Source organism: Pseudomonas sp. R15(2017), from assembly GCF_002112685.1.
GTDB lineage: Bacteria > Pseudomonadota > Gammaproteobacteria > Pseudomonadales > Pseudomonadaceae > Aquipseudomonas > Aquipseudomonas glycinae.
On the sequence record NZ_NEII01000017.1, the window covers coordinates 79892 to 93384 of the forward strand.

Genomic DNA, 13493 nt, shown 5'->3' on the forward strand with positions numbered 1-13493 from the left:
AGGTGATGGCCGCCGGGATGAGAGGGCGGCGAAAGAGGGGAGAGTTTACAGATTATTGCGCCAGGAGGGCTGACCGGGGCCGGGGACGTCAGCTAACGAGTATGTGACGGGGTCATGACCGTTCGTCGGCAACGCTGGAGTGTTGCAACCATTAATTGACGCCAAAATAGTGGCCATCTAATATCGCGCCACTAATTTGATATCAGTGTGCCGCTGCGAGGGAACGAACAGGCTTTCATGGCTTTTGCCGTGATCGTCCGGGCAACGCTTGATCGCATTGCGCAACTTTCTCCCTATTCGATTTTGCTCTGACGGGCGCCATTAGCAACCCCGTCGGAATCGTCGCGCCTGCCTTCAAATCGCCCATCCTGCCTGTGCATTGAGACCTTTACATGGACGTTCGTCAGTTCGCCTTTCTCGCTCGCCTGCCATCTGCCGCCGTAAAAAGCCGTGATCAGTTCTGCGGTATGCCCAAGCGCGGACTGGCGTTTTTGCTGGCCAACGTGATGTTCTGGCAACCAATGTGGGCACAGGCCGACGGCATTGTGGTGGCCAACCCTGGCACTACGCTCGACCGCGCCGGCAACGGCGTGCAGATCATCAATATCGCCACGCCCAACGGGGCGGGTCTGTCGCACAACCAGTTTCATGACTACAACGTCAGCGCGCAGGGCGTCATCCTCAACAACGGCTCCAACCAGGCTTCATCCACTCAATTGGGTGGCTACATCATTGACAACCCGCACCTGAAGAACAGTGGTTCGGCGCAGGCGATTCTCAACGAAGTCATCGGTGGCAGCCCGAGCCAGTTGCGCGGCTACACCGAAGTGGCGGGGCAGTCGGCGCGGGTGATCGTCGCCAACCCGTACGGCATCAGTTGCAATGGTTGCGGTTTCATCAACACGCCCCGCGTCACCCTCACCACCGGCAAACCGGTGCTGGATGGCAGCGGTCGACTGGATCGTTTCCAGGTCGATCAGGGCTCGGTCGCCATCGAAGGTGCCGGGCTTAATGCAACCAATGTCGACCGCTTCGAAATCATCACCCGCAGCGCGAAGATCAACGCCGAGATCCAGGCGAAAAACCTGACCATCGTTGCCGGGCGCAATGACGTCAACGCCGAATCGCTCAACGCCACGGCCCGCGCCGACGACGGCAGCGCCAAACCGCAACTGGCCATCGACTCTTCGGCACTGGGCGGCATGTACGCCGGGGCGATCAAACTGGTCGGCACCGAGGCCGGGGTGGGGGTGAAACTCGACGGCAAACTGATCGCCAGTGGCGGTGACATCCAGCTCGACGCCAACGGCCAGTTGAGCCTGGCCGAGACTTCGGCCACCGGCGCGGTCAACGTCAAGGCCGCCAGCCTGGAGACCCGCTCGGCGGTGTACGCCGGCACCTCGCTGAACGTGCAGACTCAGGGCGACCTGACCAACCGGCAGACGCTTGCGGCGCGGGACAGCATCAGCCTCAGTGCGGGTGGTCAGTTGACCAACGCCGGGGCGATCGAAGCCGGGGTTAATGCTGACGGCGGTCGTAATGCCAATGGTGATCTGAGCCTGAGTGCGCAAAACATCGACAACCGTGGCAGGAGCCTGGTGGCCAGCCGCAATCTGGCGGTGAATGCCGCACAGGTGCTGAGCAACCAGGGCGGCACGCTGAGCGCCGCGCAGATCGCAAGCATCGTTGCAGGCACGCTGGACAACCAGAATGACGGACGTGTGCTGAGCAAAGGCGCGCTGAACGTGACCGCCAATCAAGTGCTCAACAGCCAGGGTTTGATCGACGCAAAGGGTAGCCTGACGGCCACGATCGGTCAGTTGAACAACAGCAACGGCCAGGTTTCGAGTTCCGCTATCACTCGACTCAGCGGGACCTCCGTCAACAACCTCGGCGGCCAGATCCTGGGTGATCTGGGGCTCAATATTGATCTCAGCGCGGCGCTGGACAATCGCGACGGCGTGCTCGGTTCCGGCGTTGCTCTCGATCTCAAGGCCGGCAGCCTTGATAACCGGGACGCCGGGGTCGTGGTCAGCGATGGCGGTCTCGTAGTGCGGGTCAGCGGTCTGCTCGACAACCGCAACAAAGGCGAAATCACCGCCAGGGGCGCCATTGACGCGCAGGCCGGTCATCTCGACAACCGTGACGGCAAGGTCATCGGCAAAGGCACGCTGGCCTTGCGCAGTGATTCGGCAGACAACCGTGGCGGCGCTCTGCAAGGCGACGGGCAACTGACGCTGAACGTCGATCGACTGGATAACCGCGACAACGGTCTGATCATCGGCAAGGCTGGCGTTACCTACGCGGGCACGCGACTGGACAACAGCAATGGTCTGGTCAGCGCTGTCGGTCCTGTCGGTATCAAGGCCGGCGAGGTGCAGAACGCCAAAGGGCGGATCTCCAGCCAGGGCGATCTGACCGCGACCATCGGCCTGCTGCAACAGCAGGGCGGCGCACTGGTCGCACAGGGCAATCTGAGCCTGACCGGCACCACACTCGACAACCGTAACGGCGGGCTGATCGGCACTAAAAAAGCGCTGACTCTCGCGGTCGATGACATCGATAACCGAGCGGGCGAGCTATCTGGCAGCCTGTTGCTCAACATCAAGGGCCAGCGTCTGGACAACAGCGACGGCGGCAAAATTCTCGCCGCCAGCGATCTGGAACTGGCGGTTACCCGGTTGATCAACCAGAACAAAGGCATGATCGTCGCCAGTGGTGCGACGAAACTGACCGGCAGCACGCTGGATAACACCGGTGGCTCGTTCGATAGCTTGAAGGGCCTGGTCATCACACTGGACGATGCACTGCTCAACGGCCAGGGGCTCATCAGCAGCGAAGGCACGTTGACCATCGATGCCGGCCGTGTCGATAACAATGCCGGCAACCTGACCAGCGCCGGCGCCCTGGCGTTGACCAGTCTTGGCACGCTGCTCAATCAGGGTGGCTCCATCAGCACCGACAGCACTCTGAAACTCAAGAGCGCCAGTCTCGACAATAGCCAGAAAGGTCTGATCTCCGGCAAGGACAACAGCCGGATCGACAGCGGCGATGTCGACAACAGCCAGGGCGGGCGCCTGATCAGCGGTGGAACGCTGGACTTCACGGCGGGGCAGGTCAACAACGCTGCAGGCCGCATCGCCAGTCAGCAAGCCATGACCATGTCGGTCACCGGCCTCGATCAGCAGGGCGGTGAACTGTTCAGCAAGACCAGCCTGAGTCTTGATTTGAACAATGGCCAGTTGAACAACCAGAACGGTTTGATCAATGCGCCCGGCGAATTGCTGCTCAAGCAACTCAATGGCGTGAACAACCAGGGCGGCGAAATCTCCAGCCAGCAAGCCTTCGCACTGACCGCCCATGACCTGGACAACAGCAACGGCAAACTGCTAAGCCAACAGGGTCTGACCGTGCGTATTGCGCAGGCGCTGAACAACACCAAAGGCGTTATTTCCGGTACATCGCTGGACAGTCACAGCGCCAGCCTCGACAACCAGGAAGGCTTGATCAGCAGCCGTGGCCCGCTGACGCTGACGACCGACAACACCCTGGATAACCAGCTTGGTACGGTGATTGCCGACGGCAAACTCGACCTGACCACACAGACGCTGGACAACCGTGGCGGCAGCATCGCCGGCAAGTCGGATGCCACCGTACAGGCGAAAAAGCTCGATAACCAGGACGGCCAGTTGATCGCCACCGGCGTCCTCAAACTCGATGCCGACCTGCTCGACAACCGTCAGGGCGGACTGCTCGGCTCGACCAAGGCGATGACCTTGAACGTCGACGACGTGGATAACCGCGGCGGTGAAATCAGCACCAACAGCGACCTGCAGGTGATTGGCAAAAAACTCGACAACAGTGACGCCGGCAAGATCTTCACCGGTCAGTCGTTGACGCTGACCGTTGAGCAACTGATCAACCGCAACAAGGGCCTGATCAGTGCCAGCACTTCGCTCGACCTGCACGGCGATTCACTGGACAACAGTGGTGGCGAGTTGCTCAGTCAGCAGGCCATGGCTCTGACGCTGGGCGGTGCATTCGACAACAGCCAGGGCAAGGTCAGCAGCGAAAGCGTGCTGACGGTCAAAACCTCGCAACTGACCAACATCAAGGGCAGCCTTTCCAGCGCTGCGGACCTGACAATCGAGAGTCGCGGCAGCGTTGATAACCAGGGCGGTGCGATGGTTACCGATGGGGCGCTGGTGCTCGACAGCACCCGTCTCGACAACCGTCAGGCAGGCACACTCAGCGCCAAGGGCGCGGCCAGCGTTACCACAGGCGACTTCGACAACAGCACCGGCAAGCTCAGCAGCGCCGACACCCTCAACCTTGTTGCAGGGAAGGTCACCAACCGCGATGGCGGGCAGATTGGCAGCCAGGGCGCTCTGACGGCGTCGGTCACCGGGCTCGAGCAACAGGGCGGCAAGCTGTTCAGCAACACTCGCCTGAGCCTGGACATGAACAATGGCCAGCTCAATAACCAGAATGGCTTGATCAATGCCCCCGGTACGTTGCTGCTCAAGCAGCTCAATGGCGTGAACAACCAGGGCGGAGAAATTTCCAGCGGTGAAGCCTTTACCGTGGCGGCGCAAAATCTGGACAACGGCAATGGCAAATTGCTGAGCACCCAGAGCCTGACGCTGCGCATCGCCCAGGCACTGGACAACGTCAAAGGCATGATCGGTGCAGCATCGATCGATGCCCGGGCCCGCAGTCTTAACAACAGCGGCGGCAGCCTGATCAGCCGTGCCGACCTTGACCTGACCGCAGACGGTTTGCTGCGCAATGACAACGACGGTCTGATCAGCGCAGCGCAAGCGTTGCGCATTGGCAGCGCCGACCTGAACAACCAGGGCGGTGTTTTGCAGGGCATCGGCAGCGTCACACTCAATGCCATGGCCCTGAACAACCGCGACAAAGGCTTGATCAACAGCCAGGGCAGTCTGTCGCTGACGGCGACAGCGCTGGACTCCAGCAATGGCGGTGAAGTCTCTGCCGGCGGCGACATCGACCTGACCTTGACCTCCCTGACCCAGAACGGCGGGCGTCTGCTGGGCGACAAAGCTGTCACCGTGGATTTTGCCAATGGCGACCTCGACAACACCAATGGTTTATTGACGGCCAAGGGGCCGTTGACCCTCAAGCGCTTGCGCGACCTGAACAACCAGAGCGGTGAAATCTCCAGCAGCCTGGGTTTCGACGTCATTGCCCGGGCGTTGAACAACAATGCCGGCAAGATCATCAGCGGCGAGAAACTGAAGCTCAGCGGTACGACCCTGACCAACCAGAACGGCTTGCTCTCGGGCTGGCAGCAGTTGAGCGTCAGTGGCGACAGTCTGGACAACCGCGCCAACGGCACGCTCTCAAGCCGCAACGGCGATGTGTCGGTCGATCTCAAGGGCGCTCTGCTCAACAGCGGTAACGGCGCTCTGGTTTCGCAAGGCAATCTGACCGTCAATGCCGCCAGCCTCGACAACAGCGACAAAGGCATCCTCAGCAGTGCGGCAGGGCAGACCCTCACGCTCAAAGGCGCACTCAACAACAATCAGGGCGGCCTGCTCAACAGTGGCGCCGCACTGGACATCACCAGTACTGCACTGACCAACGCAGGCGGTTCCATCAACGCGCTACAGGCGCTCACTGCCAACGCTACGAGCCTGGATAACAGCGGGGGCAAATTCGCGGCCAACGGCGCGATCAACCTGAATCTGTCGGGACAGCTGAACAACAACGCCGGCAAACTGGCGGGCACCGGTCCGGTCGTGATCAAAGGCGTCAGCGATCTGAGCAACAGCAACGGGCAACTCGCCAGTCAAGGCTCGCTGCAACTGCTGACCGGCTCGCTGGACAACGGCAGCAAAGGCACCATTGCGGCCAAGGATGACTTGCAGATTACCGCCAGCGCCGCCGTGCGCAACGATGCCGACGGCTTGATCTACAGCCAGACCGGCAGCCTGCAACTCAAGGCAGCAAGCCTGGCTAACGGCAAAGGTTCAATCCAGAGCCAGACCGGCCTGACGCTCGACGTTACCGGCGATCTCGATAACCAGAGCGGAAAAATCATCGCTCAGGAAGGCGACGTGACGATCGGCGCGGCCAGCATCGATAACCGCGGCGGAATTCTGTCCAGCATCAAGGGCGCGCTTGAGGCGCGTACCGTCGGTGTCCTGCGCAATGGCTTCGACCTGAACAACAATCGCCAGGGCGGTGTCATTCAGGCTCAGGGCCTGAAGCTTTCGGCACTGGCCGGTCTGGACAACAACGGTGGGCGCATCTCGGCGCAAGGCTCTGATGCGAATATCACCACCGCTGCATTCGATAACCGCAATGGCGTGATCTACGCCAAAGGGCTGGTTGGCGTAAGCGGCACGAGTCTGGACAACGGTGCCGGGCAGATCGCCGCCGAGCGCATCGATTTTGGCTTGAGTGGTGTGCTGAACAACGGCGCGGGTGTCATTGAAAGCAACAGCCAAATGACCGTCAAAGCGGCCAGCGTCAATAACCAGAATGGCCGACTGCGTTCGCTGGGCACCTCTGGCAAGACCGAGTTCCAGATCGGCGGCCTGCTGGATAACCGCAATGGCGTGCTGGAAACCGCGAACACCGACATGACCCTGGCCGTCGGCAGCTTCCTCAACGGTGGCGGGCAGCTCAACCACGTCGGCCGTGGCCGACTCGATCTCTCCACGGCCAACGTGATCGGCGCCGGCGGCAGCATTACCACCGGTGGCCTCCTGGACCTGACGGCCGACACCTGGAACAACTCCAGCGTGATTCAGGCCGGGCGATTGAATGTGAACGTCCGCCAGTTCAGCCAGACCGCCAGCGGCAAGCTGCTGGCCTCCGATCTTCTGCAGATACGTGGGGGCAACTGGACCAACGACGGCCTGCTCGCCAGTGATGGCCTGATCGATATGCAACTGACCGGTGCCTATGGCGGCAATGGGCGGATGTCGAGTCAGCGTGGTCTGAACCTGAGTGCAGCGCAAGTCAACATCGGCAGTGCCGGCAGCATCGCCGCTGGCGGATCGTCGACGATCAGTACCGGTGGATCGCTCGTCAACTCGGGCCGCATCACCTCCAGTGAAGATCTGACCGTGAACGCCGGCAGTGTCGCCAACTACGGCACGTTGGGTGCGGCGCAGAACCTGAACATCAACACCCCTTCGTTGCTCAATGACCGCGGGCTGATCTTCAGCGGCAAGGACATGACGCTGAGTGTTGGCAATCTGACCAACCAGCACGGTGATTTCTACGGATTGGGCAACGTGACCATCAAAGGTTACGGTGGAGCCGCGCGGGCGGCGGGCGTCTACAACATTTCCGGCTCGATGGAGAGCGGGAGCGGGTTCACTATCAACGCCGATGTTTTCGAGAACCGTACCGAAGGGCCGGTGATGTCGGGTGACCGCAAATTGGTATCGGGCTATATCGCCAATATTTGCAATGACTGCCAGGGTGACAATTACGTCTTCACGCTGATGGCCAAAGAGTTTTATCAAAGTACGGACGCTGATAGCAGCCCCTCGGCAGTGCTCAATGTCGGCAAGGATTTTGTTTTCCAGGGAGGTACGTTTCTCAATAGCAAAAGCACCGTCGCTGCTGGCGGCAATATCAATATCACCGCAGACAGTCTCAAAAACATCGGGGCGAAAAGCGGCACCATCGAACGCACAAGTACTTACGTACTCAGCATGACCGACGGTGGTACCAAACGGTTCTTTAACAGTGTCGTGTTGCCTTACAACCAGCGCAATAACCCTGACTTTCCATTTGTTTATTACATCGGAGCGGGAGGCAGCATACGTAAGGCCATTCCCACGTCCACGCGTATCAGAGAAGGGGGGCGCGACGGTGAGTGGTTTGACGTTGTAACACTCAAGGACAGCGAAACCGGCGCGGTCGTCAGTAAGCTGCGTGGATGGGGCAACGCGATACCAGACGTGAACTACGGCTTTGAAACCACAACCCCCTCCCTGTATGACCCGAACAACCTGGTCGAACTTCCTGGCCAGTTGACCCAGTACCAACCGGAGTCCGTCACTGAGGTTGCCGTTGACAGCACCGGTGCCGCCAGCACCAACACGGGTCGCAATGCCGTCATCCAGGCGGGTGGCAACGTCTCGATCATTGCCGCCCAGAATCTGGAAAACAGCGTTATCCATCAGGACTACGGTTCGACGGGAGGTACCAACAAGGTCGGTAACACCAACGTCGGCAATTCCGGCACAGCCGTCATCCGAATTAACAGCCAACTGCCACCAGACCTCGCCCAACAGCAAGTCAATCCACTGTCGCTGCCAGGCTTCTCCCTGCCAACCGGGGAAAACGGTTTGTTCCGTCTGAGCGGTCAAGGCGCGGCTGACACCGCACCCGTTGGCACAACCGGCCCGGCACCGACCTGGACGATGGGGGGGCAGGTTGTCGCTACCGAGGGGCATGTCGTGGCTGGCAGCAGTGGTGGCCCGCGTAATCTTTTCATTGATGCACCGCCCGCAGTCTCCGATAGCACGCGCGCGGTTGACACATTCCATCGGTCCCCGAGCGTGGTCACGGCGGTGGCCAGTACGGTCGATGTCAACGTGCCGGTGAAGTCAGCCGGTCCCGGCATGAAAGACCGCGGCAATGATGCCAGAGAGTCGATCGACACCCGTCCGGTGACTCGCGTTGCCGGTCTGCCGGACACGAAGGCGCCGTCCAACGCGCACAAATACCTGATCGAAACCAACCCGGCACTGACCAACCTCAAGTCCTTCATGAGTTCGGACTACCTGCTCGGCAAACTCGGTTACGACCCGGATCAGAGCGCCAAGCGCCTCGGTGACGGCCTCTTTGAACAGCGTCTGGTACAGCAAGCCGTGACCGCGCGTACCGGCCAGGCCTTCATCGATGGCCGAAGCAACAACGAGGACATGTTCCGCTACCTGATGGACAACGCCATCGCCAGCAAGGACGCCCTCAACCTGTCGATGGGCGTGGGCCTCACGGCCGAACAAGTGGCGGCGCTGACCCACGACATCGTCTGGCTCGAAGAGCACGAAGTGAATGGCGAGAAGGTGCTGGTACCGGTGCTGTACCTGGCCCAGGCCAACGGCCGTCTCGGCCCGACCGGCGCGCTGATTGCCGGTAACGATGTGTCGCTGATTGCCGGCGGCAATCTGGACAACGTCGGGACGTTGAAGGCGACGAACAACCTGTCGGCGACGGCGGGCAAGGATCTGGTCAATAGCGGATTGATTGAGGCGGGTAATCGTCTGGATCTGCTGGCGACGAACAACATCATCAACAAGTCCGGCGGCATCATCACCGGGCGCGATGTGAACCTGACCACTCGCACCGGGGACGTGATCAATGAACGCACGATCACGTCCTCCGACAACAGCACCCGGTTTGGCACCCAGCATCATGACTACGCCGACAACGCGGCAAGGATCGAAGCGGCCAATGACCTGACCGTCAACGCGGCCAAAGACATCAACATCGCCGGTGGCGTGATGAAAAGCGGCCAGGACACCGTCCTGAATGCCGGGCGCGACATCAACGTTTCATCCGTCCAGGTCAACAACAGCGTCTTCCACGACGACCGCCACAACAGCAGCGACGTCACCCAACTGGGTGCAGAGATCGACGCTGGTCGTGACTTCAAGGCTGACGCCAAGCGCGATATCAACGTCATCGCCAGTCAGATCGATGCCAAGCGTGATGTTGCTATCAAGGCAACCGGAGATGTGGTCATCACGTCTGCGGCGGATGAAACCCACTCACTGTCCAAGAGCAAGAAACTCACCGTTCAGGAGGACCATGTCAGCCAGGTCATGTCCGGCATTTCGGCAGGCGGCGACGTCAGACTGGATGCGGGTATAGACCTCAGTGTGATTTCCAGCCGTATCACTGCCGGCGACGAGGCCTATCTGGTTGCGGGTGACAACCTCGATATTCTTGCTGCGCAGGATTCCGATTACTCGCTCTACGACAAGAAGAAAAAGGGCAGTTTCGGCAAGCTCAAGTTGAAGCGCGATGAGGTGACCGATATCAAGCATATCGGCTCCGAAATCAAGGCGGGCGGTGATTTGACGCTGTCCAGCAAGGGCGATCAGCTTTATCAGGTTGCCAAACTGGAAAGCGGAAACAACATCACGCTGGACAGTGGTGGCGCGATCACGTTTGAAGGGGTCAAGGACTTTCATGACGAAAGCCATACCAAGACCAACAACAGCGCGGCATGGGTATCATCCAAAGGTCGAGGCAATACCGACGAGACCCTGCGTCAGACCCAGATGATTGCCAAGGGCAACGTGGTGATCAAAGCCGTTGATGGGCTGAAGATCGATATCAAGGACGTTAACCAGGAGTCCGTCAGCCAGACCATCGACGCTATGGTCAAGGCAGATCCGCAGTTGGCCTGGCTGAAAGATGCCGAGTCTCGTGGAGACGTCGATTGGCGACGCGTCAAGGAAATCCACGAGTCGTTCAAATATGAAAACTCTGGTGTGGGCCCGGCAGCACAAATAGCCATCGCGATCATGATGTCGTTTGTCATGGGGCCCGGAGGATTGGCATTGACCAGTGGTGGCTTCGGCGGCGCAATTGCCACCTCTTTGGCCACCACCGCAGTGACCAGCACCATCAGCAACAAGGGCAACCTGGGCGCTGCTTTAAAGGACACCTTCAGCGCCGACAGCCTCAAGAGCGCGGCCATCGCCGGGTTTACGGCGGGCGTGCTCAACTATGCAGACGCCAACTGGTTTGCGGGTGGAACAAGCAAAACTGCAAACATCCTGACGAGCAGCAACTTTACCGACGTCGCTATCCGGACGACCGGTCGGGCGATCATCACCAGTGGCATTTCGACCGCCATTGGCGGCGGCAGCTTTGGTGACAACTTTGGTGCGGCACTGGTGGGGCAGGCGGGTAGCGTCGCCATGGCAACCGGGTTCAATTGGGTTGGTGACACCATCAAGTTTCCAGAGGGCAGTCTTGAAAAGACTGTCGCGCATGCGCTGATGGGAGGCTTGCTTTCGAAGGCAACCGGTGGTGATTTTGCCACTGGCGCGGCAGCCGCAGGGCTCAACGAAGCGTTGACGAATCAACTGGTTAACTTTGCGAATGGCAATGATCAGTTGCACTTGATGATGTCGCAACTAACCGGGCTGCTTGCCGCCGCGGCAGTAGGTGGGAATCTTGAGCAGGGAGCCGAAATTGCGAGGAACGCTACGCAGTACAACTGGCTGCTACACAGAGAAGTTGTACAAGCGGATAACGCTCGAGCGGCTTGCGGTTCGGGAGATGGGGCTCAAGCGTGTCGGGACAATATCACCCGGGCGGTAGCCGCATTGGATGGCGAAAGACAGCGTGATATGGAGGAGTTCGGACGTAAGATTCAACTGCAGGCACTACAAGAAGGATGGACGCAAGAGGAATACAACGCCGCCAAGGCCATTTACTTTGCAGGCGTTGACCCAAAAGAAGTTACAAGTGTTTACCCTCCATCGATGGACCCCGGATTTCTGGCCAGAGAAGGATGGACAGTGGTCCAGAATAAGGTTGTTGAGTGGCCAGGAGGTGTGGCTAACGATGCGAAATCGTTCTGGAATGCCGTTTCGTCACCTTTCGACACCTTGGGTGCAATCGCAGGTGGTATTGGCGGGTTAGCACTCGGGTTCAAGGACTGGATTACCAGCCCGATCCCTTCGCATACTCTGGAAAAGCAGTTCGATAAAGTAGGGACCGCCTCCGCCCAAGAGCTAGGAGGCATGGCTTTCGATGCGGCCACAGGGCTTATCACCGCTTATGTTGGTGGGAGAGCTGTTGAGTGGATTGGGGGGAAATGGGTTGATACGAAGGGTGGTTCGATAACTGATGGTGCAAAAGTAACTCCACCAAAAACTCAAGCATCGACCGGCGCCATTGCTGATAACGAAGCAGGAGGGTTTTCTTATTACGACCAGTTTAAGAAAGCTGACGGTAGTTGGGATTGGCCGAAAGAATTAGGTTTCTCTGGTAATCCTATTAAGAATACATTGCCAGTTGGTACTAAATTGGACCGTTATGGTGGCCCTGAAGGTTCCTTCTTATCCCCTCAAGGTGTTCCGTTTGATCAAAGAGCATTGGCGCCTGGCTCAAGAGCCGGAGGATACTATCAGTATGAGGTGCTCAAGCCATTGCCGGTCGTTCAGGGGGAGATTGCTCCTGCATTTGGTCAGCCTGGAGGCGGGACTCAAATTTTACCTGACCTTTCTGAAAGGTTTAATGTTGATCGATTAGTGAAAGAAGGTTACCTGAGGAGAACTAATTAATATGAGCTCAGTCATTGAAGAAATACAAAAGGCCATTTACTCGCTGGGTGAGCGAATTGGTGCTCCAAGGTCTCTTTTGATTGTTAAAAGCAGTTCGCCAGAAGATGGAAGCCCCCATGTGGAGGTTAAGTCGGACGAGTTTAATTATGTATGCTCTGAGAGGGGTTTTGAAATATACAGAAGACGCACAACCTCTTTGGATGAGTTGCTGTATTGGATAATTAGTGGTGTGGCCTTTAAATTGGCTTCAGACTACGAATTGGCTAATAGAGTTGTTGGTGTCGACTCGCGGAGGCTGCTTTTTTCACAATATGTATCAATTCTTGGGCGGATCAGTGATGAGTGGAAAAAAAGGGCTTCTGATGAGGTGGAGTTAATATTGATCAACGCCCCGTACTTGGATGTATAAGAAAAAAAGGGGGACAGATTTATTTGATTAAATAAATCTGTCCCCTTTGTAGTAAAGAAGGGCGTGACACCGACGTAGGCGGGCATGCTCAAGGATGTGCACAAGGTGTGACTTGCCACAAATACAATCTGTTACCACAGGACAAGAATTTCAATAACTCGGCTTACAAAGTGTTTTATGAGGATAGAGTCAAGGACGCCCTTGATGACCCTTCCAAAACGGTAGGGGTGACAACTGTCAGGTTTATGCGTAGCGATCCGAGTTCTATACGACCGGATTCGCTGAGGCTGAGCTACACAATTGATGACAAGGTTAGAACCGTGGTGTTTAAAAATGAAGCCAAACAAATTCCGGAGATCATAAATTGATTGCTGAAGACTTCGAAATTATCAAGGAGGTTTTTGAGATCGTTGAGGCTGGTATCGTTCAAGGATATGACGCATTCCACTATCATGTCGAAGTTGGTAAAAGCCATATGGAGACAGAGCTTTGTGTTGAGAAAAATGGTTTAGAAAGCTGGAGTGCTGAAGCTGACTTTGATGATTCAAAGGTCTATTTTCTGGTGGAGCGATTAAGGGCAAATGCTATCAAGCGCGGTGAGCTATGGAAGTCTTTTGTTCTGTCTTATCGCGAAGGAGAACAAGTGCGGACGAAGTTTAACTATTGAGTAGGAACTGTAAAAAGGGGGGGGGGCAGATTTATTTTATTAAATAAATCTGCCCCCCCCCCTTTTTACAGTTTCTACTCAATAGTTTAAATTTGTTCCCACTTTTTTTCTTTTTCGC

3 protein-coding genes are annotated in these 13493 nt (G+C 57.7%); all 3 read left to right on the top strand.

Annotation, left to right across the window (positions count from 1 at the left end):
- Positions 1–392: 392 nt before the first annotated feature.
- The 3 genes from CAF77_RS27195 (at position 393) to CAF77_RS27210 (ending at position 13375) form a co-directional block, all read left to right on the top strand.
- Positions 393–12299 (top strand): glycohydrolase toxin TNT-related protein, encoded by an 11907-nt coding sequence (locus CAF77_RS27195; protein ID WP_085655671.1) that lies wholly within the window; start codon positions 393–395, stop codon positions 12297–12299.
- 1 nt (position 12300) lies between these two features.
- A complete protein-coding gene (locus CAF77_RS27200) occupies positions 12301–12708 on the top strand; it encodes an Imm63 family immunity protein (protein ID WP_064380392.1) in 408 nt (135 codons plus the stop codon).
- 364 nt (positions 12709–13072) lie between these two features.
- Complete coding sequence (locus CAF77_RS27210) at positions 13073–13375, top strand: hypothetical protein (protein ID WP_064380388.1); 303 nt, start codon at positions 13073–13075, stop codon at positions 13373–13375.
- Positions 13376–13493 lie beyond the last annotated feature (118 nt).

Coding starts and splice junctions, on each gene's coding strand:
- CAF77_RS27200 (WP_064380392.1), top strand. CDS start 12,301: ATGAGCTCAGTCATTGAAGAAATACAAAAGGCCATTTACTCGCTGGGT.
- CAF77_RS27195 (WP_085655671.1), top strand. CDS start 393: ATGGACGTTCGTCAGTTCGCCTTTCTCGCTCGCCTGCCATCTGCCGCC.